This window comes from Calothrix sp. 336/3, assembly GCF_000734895.2.
Lineage (GTDB): Bacteria > Cyanobacteriota > Cyanobacteriia > Cyanobacteriales > Nostocaceae > 336-3.
In genome coordinates this window covers 5,113,291-5,136,498 of the sequence record NZ_CP011382.1, presented here as the reverse complement: position 1 = coordinate 5,136,498, position 23,208 = coordinate 5,113,291, and the positions used below count along the sequence as shown (strand labels likewise).

The window sequence follows — 23,208 nt, the reverse complement described above, 5'->3', positions numbered from 1 at the left end:
AATCAAGACCACACAGGCTTCTAATCAAAAAATAGCCCTATACCCTTAATCTGTAAGCGAATCATCACAATGGTCAAATTAGCTGTCTTGGTAGCTTATCGAGAAAAGCTAGTAGCGTAAATTTCTCGATTATACCAGAAAAGCATTTATCCCAATGACCTTTGTCCTCTCAACTCCATCGAATCTTTCCTTGATATCTGACAATGATACATGGAATCTCATCTTGAGAATCTGTTTTGCGGCTTTTGTTGGCTCTATTATTGGCTTAGAGAGACAATTGCACAGAAAACCAGCAGGTTTAAGAACCCATATTCTTGTGAGTGTGGGAGCTGCTTTATTTACCCTCATTCCCTTAGAAATTCAGGGATTAGTACCCCAGGCAGATGCTCTTTCTCGCATTATTCAAGGTATCAGCACGGGAATTGGATTTTTAGGTGCAGGAGAAATTGTCCGTGCATCTACGGAAAGTCAAGTAACAAAAATAGAAGTAAAGGGGCTAACATCAGCCGCCGCAATTTGGGTATCAGCAGCACTAGGAATCGCTGCTGGGTGTGGATTGTGGCGACTAGGATTAATTGGTGCTATTGCCACTTTTATCATTCTTTATGTTATCAAAAAATGGGAAATTCATTAGTTAGGATACAGGGAATAAAGCCAGAATTTTCCTAAATGTCGCCTCTTCCTTTCTAGTTTCGAGAATTGATTTGACAAAATTCACAAATTCCCAATCAATTTGCATATCACTTTCAATCGTTTTACTGGCAGCATAGAAACTCACATCATCGCTTTTCATCTCATTTGTCTGCCCAGTCTGCCATGTTGAGAGTTTTTTATCCCAGGAAAGAGATTGACCACGTAATGTAAACTGAAACCAAGTGATTTCATCGTCATTTAATTCCAAAAATATATCAAAATATGGTTCGCCTCCTTGAAACCAAATTCGATTAACTCCTTCTTTTTTTCCCTGCTTTAAAAACTTTTTTTCAATTTCTCGCAATGAAGCACCCAAAGAAGCGATTTCCTGCTCATTTATCTTTTTATTTACAGCCATACTTATAGTTAGGGACTCACAGGGAGATTAAAGTAATATTTAAGACATAACTACTAATTTCTATTCCAGAAATCCAGAGTCCACAACCGAGAAAAACTCATGTATAAGGAATAAATATAAATATGGCTCAAACCATAAGTTATGTTATGTGCAGGAAATTACTTATGAGCTTTTTCTCGATTTATCAAAGTATCCAAGCTCATTGAACCCACCTTATCTACATTTCCCTCAGGGGTAACAAGATTTGCCCTGCGTCTACAGTCAAAATTTGTGAAGAATTTAGCCACTGGGAATCAAAAGCTCCCAAATGTGTGGTAGTGATGAGAGTTTGAAAGCGGTCTTGAATCGTATCTAAAAGCTGAGTTTGGCGAGATGGATCCAATTCTGCCAAAACATCATCTAGGAGGAGGAGGGGAGGTTCTCCCACGACTTCTTCAATAAGTTGTAGCTCTGCTAATTTCAAGGCTAACACCAGGGTACGTTGCTGCCCCTGGGAACCATATTGACGGGCGGGGGTATGATTAATAATCAGTTCAATTTCGTCTCTGTGGGGACCAACAAGGGTGGTACACTGTCGCCATTCTGCGATCGCCCTCTGTTGAATTTTTTCTAAAAAAGTCTGGTGAATTAACTCCGCTTGATTATCCCCTAGGGGAACATTGGGAGCGTATTGGATACTTAGTTCTTCCGTACTTCCACTAATACTACTATGCCAGGATTCAGCAATGGGTGCGAGTCTTTGGATAGCGCGATCGCGTCTTCTAATTACCCTAGTACCAGCGATCGCCAGTTGATTATCCCAAATAGCCAGTTCTTCCCTATGACTTTGAGGTGGTAAATCCTGGTGTTTTTTCAAGAAAGCATTGCGTTGTCGTAATACCTGCTGGTACTGGTGCAAAAGGTGAGCGTATATCGGTTCTAATTGAATTAATAGGGTATCTAACCAGCTACGACGTTGTTCTGGACTACCCCGCACCAAATCTAAATCCAAACTGGAAAATTGTACCGCATTTAAAACACCCAGAAAATCCATCTGCCGTCGCAGGTTTTCGCTATTTAAGTTTGCTGTGCGTCTGCCATTGCGTCGTAGAGTTAAGCTCAAGTCACTCACACCTGTGTCTCGCATTAGATGAGCTTGTACCAAAGCAAAATCCTTGCCATCCTGAATTAAATCGCGATCGCGGTGGGTGCGGTGTGATCGCAGTGTTGCCAGTAATTCCACCGCTTCCAACAAATTCGATTTTCCTTGAGCATTATTACCCACCAAAATAGTTTTAGGAGCAGTAAACTCGACATACTGCTCCTGGTAATTGCGAAATTGTCGTAGAAGTAGGTTTTTTAAATACATGAGAAAACTGGAAAAGGGAAAAGGAAGGGTAAAGACGGGGAGGGTAAAAGGTTTATTGCTGTTAACTGTTAACTATCAACTTTTCTCTATTACCCATTACCCATCACCCATAACCTAAACCGACTTCTTACCCATCAACTTGAAGAAGATTTTCTCACCTTCAATCCAGACGAACATTAATGCACTAAAACCAAGACAAATCCCTAATTCTGAAGGGGTTAAGTAATGAGTACCAAAGAACGATTGCAGAGGGGGAACATATACCAACATCAACTGTAGGATACTGGTTAAAACCACCGCCCCCAATACGTAAGGATTTGAGAAAGGATTGATTTGGATGGTTAATTGGTTATTAGAACGGATGGCGATCGCATGTCCCATCTGTGCTAAACACAATGAAGTGAATACCATGGTTTTCCATCTTTCTGGATCGAGTCCTTCCACCTTGGTTTGTACGTGTAAATATGCCCACTGCATGAGAATAATCGAGATGATGGCGAAAATAATCCCAATCCGAATCATATAGGAGCCTAAACCACGGGCAAAGATGCTTTCACGGGGACTAAAGGGGGGACGCTTCATCACATCTGGTTCCGGGGGTTCCACCGCTAAAGCTAAAGCCGGTAAACCATCGGTAACGAGGTTCATCCAAAGAATTTGTAAGGGTGAGAGGGGAACTCCTCCTAATCCTAGGATAGGAGCAGCAGCAATGGTAATCACTTCACCGATGTTGCTACCAAGAATGTACTTAATGAAACGACGAATATTCGTATAAACCACACGTCCTTCTTTGGTGGCAGCAACTATAGTGGCAAAGTTGTCATCAAGTAATACCATATCACTGGCTTCCTTACTGACATCCGTCCCGGTAATCCCCATAGCAATACCAATATCTGCCTGTTTCAGGGCAGGAGCATCATTTACCCCATCCCCCGTCATTGCCACAAATCGACCACGACGTTGCAGCGCTTGCACGATACGCAGCTTATGTTCTGGAGCTACACGAGCATAGATACTGACCAAATCGACCTGTTGTTCCAGTTCTGAGTCACTCATTTTCTGGAGTTCTTGACCCGTGATTACGCGATCGCCATCCTGAGCAATCCCTAAATCAATCGCGATCGCCCTTGCAGTCAACTGATGATCGCCAGTAATCATCACCGGACGAATTCCCGCATCTCGACATTCCTGAACAGCAGCTCGCACCTCTGGACGGGGCGCATCTAGCATTCCCACTAAACCTAACCACACCAAACCTTGCTCTGAAGCTTCATCATTACCTTCCTGAGGTGCTTCCATCCAAGGTTTAGCCGCAAAACCCAAAACCCGCAGACCGTTACTTGCCATGCGGTCATTTTCCGCCAGAATTCTCACCCTTTCTTCTTCAGTTAAGCTAATAACTTGTTTCCCTAGGAATACTTGGGTAGAACGCGCCAAAATTAACTCTGGTGAACCCTTGGTAAACATCAAGAATTTTTCATCTTTGACCAAGCCACTAATTGCCGGGTCAATTTCTGCGATGGGAGATGAACCCGTATTCACCTGCTCCACGCGACAAACCACACTCATCCGTTTGCGTTCCGAGGAAAAGGGAAACTCAGCTACCCGTGGCAGCTTACTATTCCACTGGTCTTGTTCGATACCAGCTTTTCCCGCCAGAGTTACCAGCGCTCCTTCCGTCGGGTCACCAAGAATTTGCCATTGCCCCTTATCCTGCTGCAATACAGAATCATTACAAACTGTGCAAGCTACCAACAGAGGAGGAATTTCTCCATATTCACCTGGGTCAATTTTGTTACCACCTAATTGAAAGTCACCCTGGGGAATGTAACCTTCTCCTGTAATCCGGAACTCTTGATTATTGGTGAAAATTGACTGCACCACCATTTTATTTTGGGTGAGAGTTCCCGTTTTATCAGAGCAAATAGTAGTAACAGAACCCAGAGTTTCCACCGCAGGCAATTTACGAATCAGGGCATTTCGCCGTACCATTCGTTGGGTTCCCAATGCCAAAGTTACCGTAATTACCGCAGGTAAACCCTCTGGAACTACCGCAACCGCCATAGATAGGGATACTTCTACCAGTTCTTGGAATCTGAGAAATAATTCATTTTGGGAAAGACCAGACAGGTAAGCTTGTACCATCCCAGCAACAATAACAATCGCCACTAGTATCAAGGAACCCGTTACTAGCACATTCCCCAGCTGCGTCATCCTCTGCTGTAAGGGAGTCGGTTCGCTCTCCACTGATTGCAACATCTCCGCAATCTTACCTAATTCGGTAGTCATTCCGGTATTTGTCACCAGTACCTTACCCCGTCCTTGGACAACCTCGGTTCCTTGGAAAACCAAATTTAGGCGATCGCCCAGAGTTGTATCTTCAGGGAGCTTCAGTTCAGCTTGCTTGCTCACAGCCTCAGCTTCCCCAGTCAGAGCAGATTCACGGATTTGCAAGTTAGAAACTTCTAACAACCTCCCATCCGCTGATAACTGTACACCCGCTTCTAGGAGCATCACATCCCCAGGGACAATATCCTTAGATGCGACTTCCATGGGTTTACCGTTACGAATGACACGCACATTCGGCGAAGCCATTTTTTTCAAGGCTGCTAGAGCTTGTTCGGCGCGACTCTCCTGAACATAGCCGAGGATACCATTGAGAATTACAATGGCAAGGATAGCGATCGTATCTTTGAAGGGAATTTCACCAGGTTTTAAAGTCCCTTGTTGCCAAGCTAACAAATCCAAAGTCCCGGAAATGAAAGCTACAGCAATCAGCATCAACAACATAATGTTCTTGAACTGATCCAAGAGAATTTCCCAAGCACTGCGACCACCAGTTTCCTCTAGTTCGTTCGGTCCATATTTTTGCAACCGTTGCTCTACTTCTTGAGGCGTTAAACCATTATCTGCACTCGTTTGGAGCAGTTCTAAGGCTTGATTAACTTCTAGACTATGCCAAACGGTGGCTGAATCGGGCAAAGAATGAGCAGACATTGTGTTGGTCACAGGAAATGGTTACAAAATTCGATCATAATTTAGTGATGGCTGCAAATACCATCTACTAAAGATATAGTGCTGAGTAATAGGTACTGAGTAATGGAGTTTTATTAACAAGTTTACTCAGAAGACTTCACTCAACTCTACAGGGTAGTCAGCAATATCCATGCAATATTGATGCAAAGTATGCTGTTATATGGTGTTCAGCGAGCTAACCCAAAAGTTTTCTCACTAAATACTCATTACTCTACACCCATAACTCGGCACTGACTATCACCTTTGCTAGATGATAAATGTGATGTTGATTTGCAAAATCAGGCAAGATTCATCACAATTACAAATGTATTTCTGGCAAACTATCTATGTGTGCCTGTGGAAATCACAGTACTTTATAACACAGATCGAGAATTGAGAAGGGCTAATAGGCAATAAGTCATAGGGTGCAGCTTGCGTGGGACGATTCAAAGGGAACAGGTTTTATACCATTTCACGAAAATCCGGAAACATATCCCAGTTCTCAAACCCTTGTCAAAGCGTGATTTCTCAATTACTAATTGCTAATTACGAATTGGTCTTACCCAAAAAATCCAGGCGTGCAAACCTTTAAATATCTAAACTGAGTATGAGTGTTGCTATCCCCAGTGTTACCACAAGCCAAATGTTTGGACAAAAAACTATTCGACCAATCGGTGCTGCTGCCTTGGGTGGCATTGCTTTTATTCAAGATACTCTCATTGCGATGGATACCCGTAAAGGGCATTTACTGCAAATTGACTTGGTTTCTGAGAATACAAAGATTATTAATCCTCATCAAATCCGGGAATTTACGGAAGTTACCGGAATCGCAGTTTGGGAGGATACTCTGTGGGTGACAAGAAGCCACAATGTTTATTTATGTAAACTGAATTCCTTAGGTTTAGAACATTTTGCCACCTTACCTTACCCAGCAGATGGCATTGCGGTATGGGAATCTACTATCTATGTCAGCTGTGAAAAGCTAGGGTATATCTTGATTTTTGACCGTGATACACGCAAGGAAATTACTCGCTTTTATGCTCCTGGAGTCGGAGTAGAAAATTTAGCCGTAGATAGTGATAATCTCTGGGTCAGTGACACAGCAGAACAGACTGTTTATTGTTTAGATCGAGCTACAGGAGAAATTCAATTTAACGTTCTCACTCCCTTTGATTCTCCCACAGGCATCGCCATTCATACAGATACTCACACAGGTAAACAGACACTTTACGTTGCCTACGCATCAGAGGAACCCTATATTCGGGATAATCCTAATGCTCACCCCAGTCATGAATTAACTTACCGCGATCGCACTTTTATTCACCCTCTTCACTACCACTTCAACCGTGACAAACGTTATGCTCTTTCCAATGGTTATCTTGTAGAGATGTCCTATGTGGAGGAAATTTCCCCCCTTGATGAAGTTTATCTCCCAGATGTAGAGTGGCGAATTGCCCTCCCCTCTGACACAGAACGGCAAAAAGTCAAGCACCTGGAACCTGTCGGTATTCCCTTCACGGAAGAAATTATTGAAGGACAACGAGTCGCAGTTTTCAAGTTTGAAGCTCTTACCCCCGGTGAACGCCACCTTTTCGGCTGGAAAGCAATCCTGGAATTACGAGGTATAAAATACCGTATTACCCCCAGAGATGTCGAAAATATCCCAGAATTGCCCCCAGAATTTCAAGCTCGTTATCTCGTTGATGATGACGAATTAGCAATGGATACAAGCATTGTCAGTCGCGCTGCCCGTGATGCAGTTGGCACTGAAACCAACTTACTACGCAAAATGTATAGTATCCGAAACTACGTCTACGACAAACTTTCCTACGGAATTAAACCCTATATTGATACCCCAGATGTGGTATTAGAACGGGGTGTTGGTTCCTGTGGAGAGTATGTTGGTGTGTTGCTTGCCCTTTGCCGCTTAAATGGTATTGCCTGCCGTACTGTAGGACGTTATAAATGCCCTCCCTTTGGAGAATTACAAGGAGTTCCCCTCCAGCCCGATTTCAACCATGTATGGTTAGAGTTTTACGTTCCGGGAATTGGTTGGTTGCCAATGGAATCAAACCCTGATGATGTTGGCGGTTATGGACCTCATCCCACAAGATTTTTTATGGGTTTGTGTTGGTATCATGTTGAAATTGGTAAAGGTATTTCCTTTGAAACTTTAATCAGTGAAGGACAACGTTTAACTAAGGAAGAAATTTCCATTGGAGAATTAGCAATTAATCATATTCGCTTTAGAATTTTGGAAGAATTGCCAGGTTTTTAGGGGCTATTGATAAAGCAAGGGACTTTCAAATAAAAATATCCCATTCGGTAGTGGCACAGGTGCCCTTGCCTGTGTTAAGAGGTAAGCAGTAATGTTTACCTTACAAAATGGGATATTCTAGTATTAAGATTTCCTAGGAAATAAATGATTTTATCTTTTGAGCAATAATACGATTATCTATTTAAATTACTAAATTCCAGGAATATGCACAGAGGAGAATTCACAAATAGAGTTGAAAGGGCAAAAGCGGCAATGATAGCCAGGATTAGGGGGGAAAATATCAGGAAATAAATTACTATTCTCATGATATTTTTGTAAGTCCTGTTGATGTTTGCGAGCGACCTGTGCAAGTTCAGACTCTATTTTATTAAGTTCTCCAGAACTGACATTAATTAATTCCGATTTTTTACCGACTTCCAAATTATAAAATGATGCCACTGCCTGTTGACGAGGGTAGAGGTAGCTTGCTGCAAGCAAATATACCAAAGCCTGTCTGCGATCAAAATCCGATTTTCCGGTTTTGAAATCAAGAATATGCAGTGTGTCTCCTGACTCAATAAATATGCAATCCATTGCCGCATATAAACGGAAGCAATAATTTGCTTGTTCAATTAGAATTGGTTTGGGAAAACCTTCATCGCCGCGAGTTAACAAAATGATGCGTTTTCCTGAAAGCAACGGAGCATCGTAATATCTTTGCAGAATTTGCATTACACGTTGCTGAACTTCATGGGCTAAATTGCTTAATTTTAGTAATTGTGCAACCTTTTCCACTCCATCTGTTTGCTGTAACCAATGTCTATTCTGATGAAATTCATAAACTCCTTTCTGTGCTAGCAGTCCAATACGTTGAGAAGCCGTGACTTTCGCCATTAGTGCCTTAATTCGTGGTTCGTGTTGGCGTGCTTTAACAAAACCTCTCCTCATCTGGCAATGCCAGCGTTGTTGCCCTGTGGCTGGGGCAATTAACGACCAAAGGTGATAACTAGCGAAAGGTTGCTCAGGGTTTGACATTGCTGAGAACGGGTGAGAGACAATACGGTGGGGCTAAACTGTAACTCTACAAGCTACAAAAACGGCTATGTTCATACCGGCTGGGCTGAAAAGTTGAGATTGGGACTAAGAACTCTTAGCAGGATTCTGTCAACCCATCTGACCTTATCTTGAGTCCAACAGGTAGAAATCTGAGAATATAACCGTTTTAACAACCGTCTTGCCCACCGACAAATATTGTTGAGCGATGGAAGGAGACGGCAATGAGAGATATTCCTGCTCGTACTAGTGATGTCACTTTGACAATTACTGATACTATTGTGGCAAATATCCAAAGTAGAGAAGCTGGTGATAATGTATTACCAGTGGAGTTTGGCTGTCAGTAGTTTTCCCTGGGCGTGCTTATAGGCTTATCTCTGGGGTACTTGTCCTCAATTCACGAAACATACTGAGCAATTTTCTCTGTCATTTCCGTAAAATCATATTTCCAGGATTTTTTTGTCATGCTTTATCAACATTCTCAAGGTTTACTGATACATGAGACGAGAATCACTGAAAAAAAATCTAGTAGTTAATTTACTCGCGTTATGGACATAAATACGCGAAGATAGAAGTAGCAAACTTTGTACCTGTGTCGCTAGTAAGCGGAAGGTGGCTGGGCGATCGCCCGCTAGACAGTTATGAAAACTCTTGCAAATCTCCTAACATCAATAATTTTGGGTTTTTGGGTGATGGCGATCGCCATCATTTCAGCACAAAACGCCGAACCAGTCTCTCTGAGGTTTCTTACATTCCAATCCATCCAAATCCCTTTCGGCTTAATTTTAGCCGTGAGTGCGGCTGTTGGCATGATTGGTATATCTCTTCTCCAACCACTTTGGGGGTTAGCTGGTACGGAACGAAATCATAATTCATCGAATGAAGATGCTGAATTTTTCCTTGACAACGAAGATTTTTAAGGCTTAATTGGGAGTAATCAAGAGTGAAAAGCGTTTCCTTTGAATTACCAGATAGTGTATTTTCTGCCCTCCACAAACAACCGAGTGAATTTGTTCAGGAAATGCGTATCGCTGCTGCTGTCAAGTGGTACGAATTAGGGGAAATTTCCCAGCGTAAAGCCGCAGAAATCGCAGGTTTAAGCTGTTCAGAATTTATGGATGCTCTTTCTCGTTATAAAACTGCTTCTCTGTCCTATGTCCCCGATAGATTAGGGAGTGATATCGATACTAGTTCTTTATCCTACGTCCCTGATAGATTGGGGAGTGACATAGATAGTGACTCAACTGCGGTAGCGAGCAAATCTCAGCTATCTTTACGTCAAATTGCAGCTTTACCAGTGGAAGAACGCCACAGACTACTCGTTCCTTTCATTGCTGCCACAGCGGAAGACTTCTTAGATCCTGAATTCGCTGAATTCCCGATGTTAGAAGTCGAAAACTGCGACAGAGGTAATGACTAACCCAAAGCGTGGTGAAATTTGGTTAGTCCAGCTAGATCCTACCGTCGGGCAAGAACTTCAGAAAACTCGCCCCGCAGTCGTTATCAATTCTGAACTTTTTGCTACCATTCCTATGCGGATAGTTGTCCCCCTCACTAGCTGGCAACCCAGATTTCAAGAGCGTCCCTTTATGGTTTCGATTAAGCGTACTGAGGATAATGGATTGGCTCAAGACTCGGCAGGTAATCTCCTGCAACTGCGTAGCGTCTCTACGGAGAGGTTTACTATGCGTCTGGGACAGGTTTCTCAAGCAGTTTTACAAGAAATTCTTGCAGGTTTGGTAATTTGTGTTGATTATGAGTAGGTCAAATTGGCTAAGGAGACAGATGGGAAAATGATTTATAAATCGATTTAGGAATGTGCTGAAGGCGTTTATTTCAGCCCTCATAGAAAAATAAGATACTTAAAAATAGGGGGAAATATCCCAGGATGTTTCCCCAAAATATCAATTTTGCCAGTCTCCTAATTGAGTCACAAGAAAATAGCGCACATGATCCACAAATTTTGGTCCCCATTGGATTTTGCCATGTCCCATTCCTGGAACCACATAGCATTCACCATTGGGGAAATCTGCTGCGCAGGAACGGGCATCACGAATATTCACAAGGTTATCGTTTGCTCCTAGGAGAAAACGCACTCGACGGTGAGATTCGACGCGGTTAATATAGTGCATCGGGTTACAAATACGCCCAAATTCATCAGGAGATTTAAGATTTTTGGTTAATTGCATGATCTTGATGACTGTGCGTAGTTCGGGCTTAATTTTATAAACCAGGGGTTCCATAACTCTTAGCAGGGGTGATGCGGCAATATCTGGGAGTAAGGAGCCACCCCAGCTTTTTGCAAATAATTGGAGATTAGTATGTCCGATCGCCCCTAGTAATCTTTCACCAATTCCGTTAGCAGTAAAAGCATAGCCGGAAAATAAAACTCCCATACTCATACCAAAAAGAGCAACTCGTGGATTTGTCAGGTGATAGCGATCGCCACAAAATTCCCTGACTAGGCTAATATCACGAGCGGTACAACTGAAAATTTTGAATAATAATTGGGTATCAAAATAAATATTTCTAGCAATTAATGGTTGAAGTTCCTGGGAAACCATTGCGGAAAAAGTGCGTACCAAACTACGCTCTCCAGCAAAGGGAGTCTCTAGGAGAGCAACAGCAATCCCCATTTGTGTCAGTGTCGGTACGATGAAAGCATTCCAACCATAGGGAGCAGCCATTCCTTGGAGAGCAATTACTAGGGGTGTTTCCTGGGGGGAGCGATGGGAAGGAAGAAACACGGAGACGGGGAAGTTACTCAAGGGAGTATCAATGTCAGGGATTCCTGTAAATTCAAAGGGTTGCTCAAACCAATAGCGATCGCCATCTACACCTTGAAAATTAATCCCATCTGCTCCATAAATTGGCATAACGCTAAATAATTTCTTAATATCAAAATCTCATTGCCCTACTTCGCTTCCATCCAATTGTCACCCGCATGGATATCCACCACTAAAGGAACAGTTAATTGCACCGCATCTTCCATGACAGATTTAATTTGAGGCTTTAATTCTTCCCATTCTTGGGGTGGTACTTCCAAGACTAATTCATCATGAACTTGTAATAATAATTTCGCTTGATATTTGCATAAAATTTGCTGCAATTTCACCATGGCAATCTTAATAATATCGGCACTAGAACCTTGAATTGGTGCATTTGCCGCAGAACGTAGTAAACCAGCGTCGTACTGTCCTAAATTCTTTAATTTACTCAGTTCTATTTCCTCTGGATGTTTCCCTTTCAAGGCAATTAAACTATTACTGGTAAACTCAAAATAACGTCTTCTGCCGAAGATAGTTTCTACATATCCTTGGGAAATTGCTTGCTTTTTCACACTTTCTAAGTACTCAAATACCAAAGGATAACGACTATAAAACCTTTGAATAAACTCATTTGCTAAATTTTTATCAATTCCTGTAGAACGGGAAAATTTTAGAGAACCCATACCATAAATTACGCCGAAATTAATTGTTTTAGCTGCGCGTCTTTCATCTGCTGTCACTTCTAATTTTTCAAAGATTAACCGAGCTGTGACAGTATGAATATCTTCGTTGTTTTGATAGGCTTCTACTAAAATTGGTTCTTGACTTAAGTGAGCCAAAATTCTCAATTCAATTTGTGAATAATCCGCAGCGACGATTAAATAATTAGATTCAGGTAAAAAAGCTTTACGAATTTGCCGGCTGAATGCTGTCCGAATTGGAATATTTTGTAAATTAGGATTGGATGAAGATAATCGACCAGTAGATGTGGAAGTTTGATTAAAACTAGTATGGACTCTGTGAGTATCTGGACGCACTAATACTGGTAAAGCGTCTACATAGGTAGATTTTAATTTTGCTAGGGTACGATATTCTGTGATTGCCTCAATAATTCCTGTAGTATCGACTTCTCGGAGTTTTTCTAAAGTTGCCGCATCTGTGGAATATCCTGTTTGAATCTTGCGGGAATACTTGGTACTGATACCCATTTTTTCAAATAAAATTTGGCTTAATTGCTTAGGAGAAGCAAGGTTAAATTTGTCTCCTGCAATCCCATGTACCTGTTGTTCTAATTTTGCTAAATCAATTTCTAATTGTTGGGAAAGTTCTTGTAAATAATCTTTGTTAACACGAATCCCCTGATATTCCATATCTGCCAGAACTACTTCTAAGGGTTGTTCAATTTCCGTTAGAAGCTTTTCTAAGGTAGGAGTAACTTGTAATTCTGTACGTAATTTTGCAACTAGTTGATAGGTGGCATGAACTTGTAAACAACAATATTGAGCTACACTCATAATACTCATGTCCCCAATAGTTTTACCTTTAGGAACTAAATCTGCGTAGCTTTGAATTTGTAATCCCAGATATTTTTGAGTTAATTCATTTAAGGCATGACTGCTGTCAGGATTTAAGATATAACTTGCTAACATAGGGTCAAATACGACCCCTTGTAGTGTGATTCCTTGACATCGAAAGACTAAACGGTCAAATTTTGTATTTTGGAAAGTTTTGGGGTACTTCTCATTCTCGAGAATTTCTTTGAGAATATCTAAAGCTGTTTGCTTATCTAAATTATTACCCAACTTATGACTAATCGGAATATAAGCAACTTCATCAGGTTGTATTCCCCAACAACAGCCAATGCCAACTAATTGTGCATCTCTAGGTTCTAATGCACTGGTTTCCGTATCCCAAGCAACGGGAACTTCAGGATTAGTAAATGTTTTTAAGATATCTACTAATTCGTTTAACTGGGCAACAGTATCAATAATTCGAGGTTGAATAGGTAATTGTTGAGAGAGATTTTCTTGAAAGTTGGCTGTATCTTCTGAGCTAAAAAACCACAGGTCATTATCATTATCAACTTCTGTTGTAATATCTTCAGAAGATGTTGTGGCGATTGGGTTTATTCCACCAAATTTTTCTTGTATTTCGTTGATTTGATGAAGAAACTTTTTAAATTCCAGCTTCTCTAGAATGGGAACAATTGCCTCAGTATTGAAACCTTGTAATTTACAATTTACTAAATCGATTTCCAGGGGAACATCCAGAACTATCGCCGCCAAATAGCGAGATTTTTCGGCATCTTCTTTCCCTTCAATTAATTTCCTTTGGGTAGCTCCCTTGATTCCATCCAAGGAGTTATAGATATTGCTGAGAGAACCATAGGTAGTTAATAATTGAACTGCCGTTTTTTCTCCAATTCCTTTAACTCCAGGAATGTTATCAGATTTATCTCCGCAAAGAGCTTTAAAATCAATAACTTGAGAGGGAAGAATGCCTAATTTTTGTTGAACTTCTGCCGCACTAAATTCTGTAATCCCATTGCTAGAACGCTTTAAAGCTTCTGGGCTAAAGTAAAGCACAGATATTGCTTTTTCTGCATCAACTAACTGAAATAAATCGCGATCGCCACTGAGAATCTTTACCTGATAACCATCCCTGACAGCTTGTTGTGCCAAGGTTCCCAAGATATCATCAGCTTCGTATCCTGGTGCTGTCAAGGCTGTTAAATTCAAAGCTGCGAGCAATTCACGCAAATTCTCTAAATCAGGGATAAAATCCTCTGGTGTCTCTGGGCGATCGCCTTTATAATTTTCGTCTGCTTCGTGGCGAAATGTGGGTGTACTCAAGTCAAAAGCAACAGCCATTGCTTCTGGTTGCTGCATTTTTATGACTTCTAATAAACATTTGAGAAAACCAAAACAGATACTGGTGGGAATTCCTGTCTTGGTTCTTAATCCCCCATCTCTACCTTTAGCAAAGGCAAAGTAGGAACGAAAAGCTAGAGAATGTCCATCTACCAAAATCAGGGTAGGGCGTTGGGAAATCACAGAATTAACAGTCAATTTAGCGATACATTTAAGAGCATGACTCTATTGTATCTATATACACCCCTTTCGTAACAGCAAGATTCCATCTAAGCAGACTTTTTCTCTTATTTTTGCCGGCGACGTGCTTTTAACATTCCTAAAGCACCAACACCGAGAATTGCCGCACCAGTTGCAGGTTCGGGAATAGATTCTAATTCACCCATATCAACCACAAAGACTGTATCATTAAAATCACGGTCGGAATTCTGATTTTTTCCTCCTGTTGCACCTTTAGCACCAAACAAATCTTCAAAACCAATCAATACGTATTTACCCAGTTGATAGGCAACCATATGATCTAGCTTATCTGGGTTTGTTGCTACATTGGCACTAAAAACATTACTCCCTGCATTTGCTCTCAAGAAGAAATCTAGTTGACTGCCTGCGGAAATGTTACCAATATCAACGTAGTCACCAGGATCTAAAACACCCTTATCATCAGCTAATTGACATTCTTTATTAACAGTTGCTGTTTTATAGCAAGAGGCATTTTCAAAAATTAATCCCGTCTTTTCTGTATTACCTTTAGTTGCACTAAAAGCTAATTGGTTTTTGAAGGCTGCCCCTTCATTGATAAACCAAACACGAACATTATGATCAACCTTGAGCTTGAGTGTTGTTAAGTCAATTTTGGGAAGTTTACTATCAGGAATTTCTAATCTTTCTCTCTGCACATACTTTTGATAATCAGCCACTTTAAAACCACTTGTGTCAGTGCTTTTATCCTTTACTTCATATTTAGTGAGACTACTCCAGTTATTGGCATTGGTGAGGATACTAGCATGAGCCGGAGCCACGAAAGAAAATGTTCCAAGGATAGTCGCAGCTGTAAATAGTTTGGTGAAGGTGTTGTTAATCATGAAAACTCTCTGTTATCTCTTTCTTGGCGTTTGGTGTAGGTATTATTCAAACAAATGCAGCTGTTTTTCTCTTGATATCTTTCATTGATAACTGATTGTTTACATAAATGTCTAGAGTAAATATCAAATTTTATTAAATATTTTTAGCTGATATTAATTCAGTTATATTGATGCTTTAAAAAGCTGAAACTCTGTATTAATCATGCTAGCTCTTTTGTCGGAAACTACTGATATGATTAACAGGAATATTCTCTAGATAGCCATATTTTGAGAATTGGGAGTGGAGATTTCAGTATTTCCTTGAGATGCAACTATTCTTGATTCAACACGGCTGTTATTTCACTAACAATATTTGCGGATAATCTGTTAATCTTTTATTTCTGGCTGCACTATCCCAATTCATAAAATTTATGTCCCTAACATCTACCTCTTCCCCATCTGCAATTAAGCTGTTGGTAGTAGATATTGATGGTACGATTGCCGGTAAAGCAAATAAAGTCAGTGAATCCGTGAAAGCAGCGATCGCCTGCGTCCAATCCCAGGGTATTCAAGTAGCAGTTGCTACGGGGAGAATGTATCGTTCTGCTTTGCGTTTTCATCGGGAAATTGCCTCTGAGCTACCTCTGATTGCTTACCAAGGTGCTTGGATACAAGACCCCATCACAGGTAAAATTCATCAACATCGACCTGTAACTCGTCAACTAACAGAACAGTTATTAGATTATTTTGAGCAACCAGAGTTACGTCACCAACTTTCGGTACATTTCTACATCGATGATCAACTCTATGTTCGTCAAATTACTAGAGAAACCAAAGTTTATGCCAAACGTTCTGGTATCACCCCCATCGAAGTGGGAGATTTACGTAATACCTTAGATCGAGAACCGACGAAAATTCTGGCTTTGTGCGACGATACAGCAATTATTGATAACTTATTAACCAATCTTCGGCAGAAATACACCCCACAGGAACTGTACTTGACAAAATCTGTAGCTACATTCTTTGAAGCTGCTAACCCCTTTGTCAACAAGGGTACAGCAGTTCGCTACCTTGCCGAAGAAATGCTCGGACTTCAGCCAGAAAACGTCATGACTATTGGTGATAATTTTAATGATTTAGAAATGCTAACCTATGCAGGTGTTGGAGTCGCCATGGGTGATGCTCCAGATGGAGTGAAGGCGATCGCTCAATGGGTAGCTCCCACTGTTGAAGAAGACGGAGTGGCGATCGCAATCAACAAATTCATCTTGTCCTGAACATTTCCAAGACATAAATCTACCCAAAAAATCAGAAAGAGCACCGACGACTGGCCGTGTTTCGTCTCGGTGCTCTTTCTGGTTCGCTCCTCACACACCCAGAAGTATATATCTAAGCCGAAAACTAGTCAAGAGCTAATTTGAGATAATTTGCTCACGTCAGGTAAGGGAAAAGCTTTATTTTGGAAATCTTAAATAGAGCGTCAATTTCATATCCTAGTTAAAGTTCTTCCAGAGCAAGAATACCTAGTTTCTCTTCCAGAAGACACCGCAATACAACTTGAGTCACCATCACTAACCCTAATCTTGCCAAAGCCAGTTGTGGTGCAGTACTTTTCACTTCAAAAATGCGGCATTGTCGCCAAAAAGCATCAAAGACAGGAATTATCGCCATCCCTGTTTTTTCCCACTTTGTAAACTCTGGTGTGTGACTAAATCTTAAATAGTCCACAGTTTGCACCAATTGAGATAACAGACTAAATTCTGCTGGGTGGCGAATACGTAAAGTTCCCTGGGAATCTAACCAAGGCAAATCCAGACATAGCAAACCATCCTTGAGGTTCTGTGGAGTAATAATTCCCTCATTCACACTCAAACGCACCAAAGCACAACAACGAGCATAAACGTATTGCATCGGGAAAAAACCATTGTCAACAGGCAATAATTTCTGGGCTTCCCAGCTTTGCTGACCTCTGCTTGATACTTGCTGCTTCAGCCCTCCCCTCAACAAATGTTGCAGCCATTCTGCCAAAAAAACATCCTTGATTTGTAAATGAATCCAACCGGGAGGAACAATCTTTACCCAAAAAACGTCGCCACCAGACACCGATAAATGAGAAAAAAGAGCCTCGGCAACCTCTGGCGATCGCAAATTCTCAGATTTCCCTAACTTTAAAGCTAGACCAGTAATATATAAAATCTCGTTATCATCTCTACCTTGAGATAGAGGAATATTTTCCTTAAACCTGCATACCCATTTTTGTCTATAAGTATAAGTACTGAGAGCATCCTCTATTTGACCGTATATTAGCTGCTTTACTGATGTGTATTTGCTAACTGGTAATATTTGATGCACAGAGTCCTCGGTTGACAGGACATTTCTACCAATGCCTTGCTCTGCTGTCATCTGTCTAAAGATAGAACTTTATTTTATGGGAAGAAAAATTAGAATTATGCAAATTTTCTTTGAAAGTGAGTAAATTTTACTACCATCATTGTACAGTAGGAAGTATAACAAAAGAGTAGGACTTAGTTTTCTACTTTTGGATGGCTGGCACTGTTAGGTGTTAAGCCTGACCCGCCAACGCAAAGACACTCCTTGCACCCTTTTTTTTTTACGTCTTTGTCTTCAGCCTAAAGCTCTTTGTTACCTATGCAATCTCCATCCTCTTTTTCCGAAGCATCACGTCCGTTCTTAACTTGGCAACGAATTCTTGACTGGGCGCAAGAACACTATCGCTGCCGCACCTTCAGCAAAGATGAGCGCATTCCCGCTCGTCCCGGTTTGCTGTACTTGGTGCAAAGGGGTGCGATTCGTATGGTTGGTACAGCCCAAGTGAGTGCCACCGCCAGTCAATTAACTTCTCGTCGCATCAACAGAACCCCAGAAGAAGCTTTCTTAGGTTTTGTTGGCGCAGGGCAGCCCTTTGAAATTGTGGCTCAATCACCCTTTACATTGCAGTCCTATGCCCACGTAGACCAAACTGCGGTGTTATGGATGTACTGGCACGATTTAGATAACTGGCCTCACTTCCGTCGGGAAGTAATGGATGCTTTCCGCTATCAGCACCAACGTAAACTTCTATGGCTGAGTGCTTTAGGTCAACGCCGTACCATTGACAGACTACTGGGATTCCTAACTTTGCTAATTGAGGAATATGGTGAGCCAGCAATGAGCGAAACCGACCCCGATGTCATTCGTGGCTATTGTCTGCCTTTCCCCTTGACCCATGCTCAAATTGGTAGTGCTATCGGTTCTACCCGTGTGACTGTTACTCGCTTGATGGGTAAGTTACGTCAACGTGGCTTAATCTTGACCCAAGGTGATAACTTAATTTGTTTACCAGCAGAGTCGATTAACAGAGTTAGCTAAAAGCTAGTAATCAATGGCAGGTGTTAGCGGATTTTGACAAATCCCGCTTGGGTAATTAACTCCTGCCCCTGCTGAGTTAGCAGTAAGTTGCTATAAGCAATACCTGCTTGTTCTTCCCTTTGCCCATTCTGTTTCACCACCACAAACAGATTTCGGGTAAGAGGGTACTTGCCAGATTGAAAAGCCTCAATGTTCAACTTGTTCCGTTTACTGAGACATTCAGACGGGAGAACGAATGGTTCTTGGTAAGGAGCGATATACTGCCCTTGTGTTCGCCCCAATGGCAAGGGTTTAACCGAACATTGAGGAACAACTTCTGGGGCGGAGGCAAAATATATGCTGCCTGGACTGCTAGCGACTTTTTGCAAGGCTTGGGTGGTAGTGGAAACAAACTCTACCTTGGAGCTAAAAACTTCACCACCCAAAATGTCTTGGATAAATAGCTCCACAGTCCCACCGTCACTTACACGACGGGAATAGGGTTTTATGGGAATATTACTACCACCAACCTGATTCCAATTGGTAATTTTGCCTGTATAGATGCCTTTGAGTTGCTCAATGGTAATCCCGGGAATATCAAGATTGGGATTAACTGCTACAGCTAAGCCATCAATGGCTACAGGGATTTGTTGCAGAATAAAACCTCGCTCCTTAGCACGGTTTAATTCCCCATCTAGCAAAGGACGAGATGATTGGGCAAAGTCAATTTTGCCTTCAATTAGAGATTGAATACCCGTACTCGAACCTGGAGTTCCCTGGGTTGGTTCTACATAACGTAGACGAAATTCTGGTCTAGCTGCTTGGATTGCTGAATCCACGGTTAGACGTAGTGGTGCCCAAGATGTACTACCACCATAGTTAAATATGCCTGTAGGAACCTTTGATACATTGGTGAATGTATTTGTATTGGTTTCACCTGTTGGTAATGGGGTATTAGTCTTATTGGCACTGGGGTTGTTAGTTATTTGAGTTTGTCCTGATTGATTGAAATTAAAACTAGAATTTTTAGAAAACCACCAAAAACCACCCCCTATCAAGGCAACAGTGGCGATTAGAGAAATAACTAATATAGGTGTTTCATTTTTTTGTGACATAAAAATAATTAAATCTAAATTTTTATTTTTGTTAATTAATTAACGGATTCTGACAAATCCAGTTTTATCGATTAATTCTTGACCATTTTCTGTGAGTAGAAGATTGGCGTAGGCTTCGCCCGCGACTTCATCTGCTTGCCCATTTTGTTTGATAATCACAAATAACCTTCTGACAATGGGATATTCTCCCGTTTGAAAAACATTACTATCAATTTGGTTGCGTTTTTGTGGACATTGAGAGAGGGGAATAAAGGGTTTTTTGTAGGGTGTGACTAGCTCTTCAGTGGTTTTGCCGATAGGTAAGGGTTTTACACTACATTGTCCTACAATCTCTGGAGCCGAAGCATAGTATATACCAGCGCGATTTTGAGCCACTTCTCTCAGGGCTTGAGTTGTATCATGAACGTACTTGACATTGGCGGCAAATTTGTTATCTCCTAAAACTTCCTTTGCAAAAAATTCTACAGTGCCACCGGCTGCTTGCTGACGGGAATAGGGTACAATCGGCAAATTTTCTCCCCCAACTTGCTGCCAATTTGTGATTTTACCTGTGTAAATATCTCGGATTTGGGCGATCGCCAAACCAGGAATTTTCAAACTAGGATGGACAGCGATCGCGATACCATCAATGGCTACGGGTATTTCTTTAAGGGTAAAACCTTTTGTTTTCGCTTCCTGATATTCTTCCGTCTTCAAAGAACGTGATGACTGGGAAAATGCCAATTGGTTACTTAAAAGCATTTTAATCCCTGACCCTGAGCCAGGAGGTTCAGAAATTGGATCTGTATAAACTATGCCAAACTTGGGTAACATAGTCTTGATTTGAGAATCCACATCTCGACGAATGGGAGCCCAGGTTGTACTGCCTCCATAACGGAATAATCCTGAAGGTACATTTTTGACTTCCAGAAAACCAGAATTTAATTTATTGACTTTTTGAGAACTGAACAGATTAGGAGAAGAAACAAGAGAGTTATTGGCTAGCCAATAAAAGACTCCACCAATTAATCCTAAAGTCAAAAATAAAGCTAAGAACAATACAGGAATTTCGTTTTTATGGGTCATAGGACTGTATGATTTTTTATCCATATAGAAAATTTCCCATTTAGCTCACCCTTATAGGTTAAGAAGTGGTTAATTTTTGCTTGAACTTGCTCACAACCCCCTGGAATAATTAATTTTCCGAGAACTGTTACGCAAGCCAGTGTATCTTTATATACTTTTAGCGCGGCGAGATTTTTCTGAATATAGCCAATGCGTGATTTCAAAGGCGATCGCCATGAATTGCTTACCCTATTTATAGAATCTCAACGGTTGACAATCCTGCACAGAAGATAAAAAAGTAATGCCACCCATAAAAAAGGTAGGTAAAAACCCACCTGAAGACCAAAATATTTCAGAAATTTCCAGAAAAATTAGTAATGGATAAAAACCTTGTTCATCTACTTGGTTTTATCCAAATCAACAATTGTTACTTAATCTCTGGTGCTATTAAAGACACCTCCGACACTTTTTGTTGTGCCAAAGTTGGTACAGAGTCTCGTAATCTTGCTGTTAGCTGTACGGTTGTAGAATCATACATTGTGGTGAGCAATTTGGGATAAAAACCAATCCCGATAATTGGCACTAACAGACAAGCAACAATGAATACTTCACGGGGTTCTGCATCGATAAGTTTCTGATGGGAAGTTAATTCTTGATTCTCTTGCCCGTAGAAAATCTCCCGTAACATTGACAGCAGATAGATAGGTGTCAAAATTACACCGATCGCCATTAAAAAGACAATGATAATTTTGAAGGTGGAACTGTAGGCATCACTAGTTGCAAAACCCACAAACACCATTAATTCTGCCACGAAGCCACTCATTCCTGGTAACGCCAAAGATGCCATGGAACAAGTTGTAAACATCGCAAAAATCTTCTTCATTTTTTGTCCCACACCACCCATCTCATCCAACATTAAGGTGTGTGTGCGATCGTAGGTTGCCCCTACCAAAAAGAACAAACTTGCTCCAATCAAGCCATGGGAAACCATTTGTAATACTGCCCCATTCATCCCTAACTCGGTGAAGGAAGCAATCCCAATGGTGACAAAACCCATGTGCGAAATTGACGAGTAAGCAATTTTACGTTTTAAGTTCCTCTGGGCGAAGGATGTCAAGGCTGCGTAAATAATATTTACAACACCCAGTACTATCAGAATCGGGGCAAAGTAAGCATGGGCACCCGGTAACATTTGGGCATTCATCCGAATCAAAGCATAGCCACCCATTTTCAACAGGATACCAGCCAACAACATATGTACAGGTGCTGTTGCTTCACCGTGGGCATCTGGGAGCCAAGTATGTAGGGGAATGATGGGTAACTTTACCGCATAGGCAATTAGGAAAGCAGCATATAACCAAAGTTGGAAATTCAGGGCTATATCTTTAGCACCTAAGGCTTGCATATCAAAGGTGACAGTATCACCATAGAATGCCATTGTCAGTGATGCCACCAAAATAAACAGCGAACCACCTGCTGTGTACAGAATAAATTTTGTCGCTGCATATTGCCGTTTCTTACCACCCCAAATTGCCAGCAGTAGGTATACAGGAATTAGCTCTAATTCCCAAACCAAGAAAAACAGCAGCATATCCTGCACAGCAAATACGGCGATTTGCCCACCATACATTGCCAATATCAAAAAGTAAAAGAGCCTCGGCTTGAGAGTGACGGGCCAAGCCGCTAAAATTGCCAAAGTTGTAATGAAACCAGTCAAAATAATAAGGGGCATAGATAAACCATCTGCCCCTACTGACCAATTCAAATCTAATTGTGGAACCCAGGGGTAACTTTCTACAAGTTGTAAGCCCGGTTTGGAGTAATCATAGCTCGTGTAGAACGCAGCTACAATAATGGCAAAATCAACTAGCCCGACAATTAGGGAGTACCAGCGCACCGTCTTACCGTCTTTATCCGGCAGGATGGGAATCAGCAGTGATGCGACGATGGGTAATAGGATAATTGTCGTCAGCCAGGGGAAATTAGCTGTATTCATTGGAGTCTTATCTAATCTCTAAATTATGATCGGCTATCACCTACTAGCTATTAACTAACAGTTTTTTGGGGAGTTCGGCTGCATTCTTAGCGTTGATTTAACAAAATTCAAAAATCGACTATTGCTAGCTGTCCTGTACTTATGAGTGCTAATGTAAATTTAAGTACTTTGAATTACTGCGTAATAATTATTTTATTGGTCAATGAGTTTGTCTTATCCTCTGTGGATAGCGATCGCAAACCAGAAAATATCCTCATGACACATAGACGACAGGCAAATCCA

Annotated in this window: 19 protein-coding genes; 8 read left to right on the top strand and 11 right to left on the bottom strand. The window is 41.3% G+C overall.

What is annotated here, in order from left to right:
• Positions 1-154: 154 nt before the first annotated feature.
• A complete protein-coding gene (locus tag IJ00_RS21335; protein ID WP_035156481.1) occupies positions 155-634 on the top strand; it encodes an MgtC/SapB family protein in 480 nt (159 codons plus the stop codon).
• Here the strand turns inward: IJ00_RS21335 and IJ00_RS21330 are convergent, their stop codons facing one another.
• From IJ00_RS21330 to IJ00_RS21320, 3 genes are all read right to left on the bottom strand, one after another.
• Complete coding sequence (locus IJ00_RS21330; RefSeq protein ID WP_035156479.1) at positions 635-1,051, bottom strand: hypothetical protein; 417 nt, start codon at positions 1,049-1,051, stop codon at positions 635-637.
• A 217-nt stretch (positions 1,052-1,268) separates the two neighbouring features.
• The gene (gene recF, locus IJ00_RS21325) at positions 1,269-2,399 is read right to left on the bottom strand and encodes a DNA replication/repair protein RecF (protein WP_035156477.1); all 1,131 of its coding nucleotides are present in this window, start codon (positions 2,397-2,399) and stop codon (positions 1,269-1,271) included.
• Between the two features lie 114 nt (positions 2,400-2,513).
• On the bottom strand, positions 2,514-5,396 hold the full coding sequence (locus IJ00_RS21320; protein ID WP_035156474.1) for a cation-translocating P-type ATPase: 2,883 nt from the start codon (positions 5,394-5,396) through the stop codon (positions 2,514-2,516).
• 625 nt (positions 5,397-6,021) lie between these two features.
• Here IJ00_RS21320 and IJ00_RS21315 point away from each other — a divergent pair.
• Positions 6,022-7,692 (top strand): transglutaminase domain-containing protein, encoded by a 1,671-nt coding sequence (locus IJ00_RS21315; protein WP_035156470.1) that lies wholly within the window; start codon positions 6,022-6,024, stop codon positions 7,690-7,692.
• Between the two features lie 189 nt (positions 7,693-7,881).
• On the opposite strand, the gene IJ00_RS21310 is transcribed toward IJ00_RS21315, so the two are convergent.
• Positions 7,882-8,706 carry a PD-(D/E)XK nuclease family protein gene (locus IJ00_RS21310; protein ID WP_035156467.1) on the bottom strand — a complete coding sequence of 275 codons (825 nt, stop codon included), beginning with the start codon at positions 8,704-8,706 and terminating at the stop codon, positions 7,882-7,884.
• Between the two features lie 242 nt (positions 8,707-8,948).
• Between IJ00_RS21310 and IJ00_RS30010 the strand changes: the two genes are divergently transcribed.
• The 4 genes from IJ00_RS30010 to IJ00_RS21295 all read left to right on the top strand — a co-directional run bounded on the left by IJ00_RS30010 (position 8,949) and on the right by IJ00_RS21295 (position 10,487).
• Positions 8,949-9,071: a hypothetical protein gene (locus tag IJ00_RS30010; RefSeq protein WP_256388825.1), complete on the top strand. Its 123-nt coding sequence runs from the start codon at positions 8,949-8,951 to the stop codon at positions 9,069-9,071.
• A gap of 294 nt (positions 9,072-9,365) precedes the next feature.
• Positions 9,366-9,644: a lipopolysaccharide assembly protein LapA domain-containing protein gene (locus tag IJ00_RS21305; RefSeq protein WP_035156465.1), complete on the top strand. Its 279-nt coding sequence runs from the start codon at positions 9,366-9,368 to the stop codon at positions 9,642-9,644.
• Positions 9,645-9,667: 23 nt separating this feature from the next.
• On the top strand, positions 9,668-10,144 hold the full coding sequence (locus IJ00_RS30005; protein WP_082127372.1) for a UPF0175 family protein: 477 nt from the start codon (positions 9,668-9,670) through the stop codon (positions 10,142-10,144).
• A complete protein-coding gene (locus IJ00_RS21295) occupies positions 10,137-10,487 on the top strand; it encodes a type II toxin-antitoxin system PemK/MazF family toxin (RefSeq protein WP_035156463.1) in 351 nt (116 codons plus the stop codon). The genes IJ00_RS30005 and IJ00_RS21295 overlap by 8 nt, the downstream gene beginning before the upstream one ends.
• 141 nt (positions 10,488-10,628) lie before the next feature.
• On the opposite strand, the gene IJ00_RS21290 is transcribed toward IJ00_RS21295, so the two are convergent.
• The 3 genes from IJ00_RS21290 to IJ00_RS21280 all read right to left on the bottom strand — a co-directional run bounded on the left by IJ00_RS21290 (position 10,629) and on the right by IJ00_RS21280 (position 15,444).
• Positions 10,629-11,600 carry an alpha/beta fold hydrolase gene (locus tag IJ00_RS21290; RefSeq protein WP_035156460.1) on the bottom strand — a complete coding sequence of 324 codons (972 nt, stop codon included), beginning with the start codon at positions 11,598-11,600 and terminating at the stop codon, positions 10,629-10,631.
• Between the two features lie 38 nt (positions 11,601-11,638).
• A complete protein-coding gene (polA, locus tag IJ00_RS21285) occupies positions 11,639-14,560 on the bottom strand; it encodes a DNA polymerase I (protein ID WP_371259619.1) in 2,922 nt (973 codons plus the stop codon).
• Positions 14,561-14,649: 89 nt separating this feature from the next.
• Entirely contained in the window at positions 14,650-15,444 is a 795-nt protein-coding gene (locus tag IJ00_RS21280; RefSeq protein WP_035156457.1) for a DUF4114 domain-containing protein, read from the bottom strand.
• Positions 15,445-15,854: 410 nt separating this feature from the next.
• Between IJ00_RS21280 and IJ00_RS21275 the strand changes: the two genes are divergently transcribed.
• Positions 15,855-16,700: a Cof-type HAD-IIB family hydrolase gene (locus IJ00_RS21275; RefSeq protein ID WP_035156454.1), complete on the top strand. Its 846-nt coding sequence runs from the start codon at positions 15,855-15,857 to the stop codon at positions 16,698-16,700.
• Positions 16,701-16,920: 220 nt separating this feature from the next.
• On the opposite strand, the gene IJ00_RS21270 is transcribed toward IJ00_RS21275, so the two are convergent.
• On the bottom strand, positions 16,921-17,826 hold the full coding sequence (locus IJ00_RS21270) for a hypothetical protein (RefSeq protein WP_052754510.1): 906 nt from the start codon (positions 17,824-17,826) through the stop codon (positions 16,921-16,923).
• Between the two features lie 246 nt (positions 17,827-18,072).
• Between IJ00_RS21270 and IJ00_RS21265 the strand changes: the two genes are divergently transcribed.
• Positions 18,073-18,792 (top strand): Crp/Fnr family transcriptional regulator, encoded by a 720-nt coding sequence (locus tag IJ00_RS21265; RefSeq protein ID WP_033336317.1) that lies wholly within the window; start codon positions 18,073-18,075, stop codon positions 18,790-18,792.
• 23 nt (positions 18,793-18,815) lie between these two features.
• On the opposite strand, the gene IJ00_RS21260 is transcribed toward IJ00_RS21265, so the two are convergent.
• From IJ00_RS21260 to IJ00_RS21245, 3 genes are all read right to left on the bottom strand, one after another.
• Complete coding sequence (locus IJ00_RS21260; protein WP_035156449.1) at positions 18,816-19,886, bottom strand: PstS family phosphate ABC transporter substrate-binding protein; 1,071 nt, start codon at positions 19,884-19,886, stop codon at positions 18,816-18,818.
• Between the two features lie 39 nt (positions 19,887-19,925).
• A complete protein-coding gene (locus tag IJ00_RS21255) occupies positions 19,926-20,951 on the bottom strand; it encodes a substrate-binding domain-containing protein (protein WP_035156448.1) in 1,026 nt (341 codons plus the stop codon).
• Between the two features lie 406 nt (positions 20,952-21,357).
• Positions 21,358-22,926, bottom strand: a complete 1,569-nt coding sequence (locus IJ00_RS21245; protein ID WP_035156446.1) for an NAD(P)H-quinone oxidoreductase subunit 4 — start codon at positions 22,924-22,926, stop codon at positions 21,358-21,360.
• Between the last annotated feature and the right edge of the window lie 282 nt (positions 22,927-23,208).

Excerpts from the sequence above, each read along its gene's own strand:
- IJ00_RS21335 (WP_035156481.1), top strand. The coding sequence starts at position 155 with ATGACCTTTGTCCTCTCAACTCCATCGAATCTTTCCTTGATATCTGAC.
- IJ00_RS21275 (WP_035156454.1), top strand. The coding sequence starts at position 15,855 with ATGTCCCTAACATCTACCTCTTCCCCATCTGCAATTAAGCTGTTGGTA.
- IJ00_RS30010 (WP_256388825.1), top strand. The coding sequence starts at position 8,949 with ATGAGAGATATTCCTGCTCGTACTAGTGATGTCACTTTGACAATTACT.
- IJ00_RS21270 (WP_052754510.1), bottom strand. The coding sequence starts at position 17,826 with ATGACAGCAGAGCAAGGCATTGGTAGAAATGTCCTGTCAACCGAGGAC.
- IJ00_RS21295 (WP_035156463.1), top strand. The coding sequence starts at position 10,137 with ATGACTAACCCAAAGCGTGGTGAAATTTGGTTAGTCCAGCTAGATCCT.
- IJ00_RS21260 (WP_035156449.1), bottom strand. The coding sequence starts at position 19,886 with ATGTCACAAAAAAATGAAACACCTATATTAGTTATTTCTCTAATCGCC.
- IJ00_RS21315 (WP_035156470.1), top strand. The coding sequence starts at position 6,022 with ATGAGTGTTGCTATCCCCAGTGTTACCACAAGCCAAATGTTTGGACAA.
- IJ00_RS21290 (WP_035156460.1), bottom strand. The coding sequence starts at position 11,600 with ATGCCAATTTATGGAGCAGATGGGATTAATTTTCAAGGTGTAGATGGC.
- IJ00_RS21255 (WP_035156448.1), bottom strand. The coding sequence starts at position 20,951 with ATGACCCATAAAAACGAAATTCCTGTATTGTTCTTAGCTTTATTTTTG.
- IJ00_RS21265 (WP_033336317.1), top strand. The coding sequence starts at position 18,073 with ATGCAATCTCCATCCTCTTTTTCCGAAGCATCACGTCCGTTCTTAACT.
- IJ00_RS21305 (WP_035156465.1), top strand. The coding sequence starts at position 9,366 with ATGAAAACTCTTGCAAATCTCCTAACATCAATAATTTTGGGTTTTTGG.
- IJ00_RS21320 (WP_035156474.1), bottom strand. The coding sequence starts at position 5,396 with ATGTCTGCTCATTCTTTGCCCGATTCAGCCACCGTTTGGCATAGTCTA.
- recF (WP_035156477.1), bottom strand. The coding sequence starts at position 2,399 with ATGTATTTAAAAAACCTACTTCTACGACAATTTCGCAATTACCAGGAG.
- IJ00_RS21310 (WP_035156467.1), bottom strand. The coding sequence starts at position 8,706 with ATGTCAAACCCTGAGCAACCTTTCGCTAGTTATCACCTTTGGTCGTTA.
- IJ00_RS21280 (WP_035156457.1), bottom strand. The coding sequence starts at position 15,444 with ATGATTAACAACACCTTCACCAAACTATTTACAGCTGCGACTATCCTT.
- IJ00_RS21330 (WP_035156479.1), bottom strand. The coding sequence starts at position 1,051 with ATGGCTGTAAATAAAAAGATAAATGAGCAGGAAATCGCTTCTTTGGGT.
- IJ00_RS21245 (WP_035156446.1), bottom strand. The coding sequence starts at position 22,926 with ATGAATACAGCTAATTTCCCCTGGCTGACGACAATTATCCTATTACCC.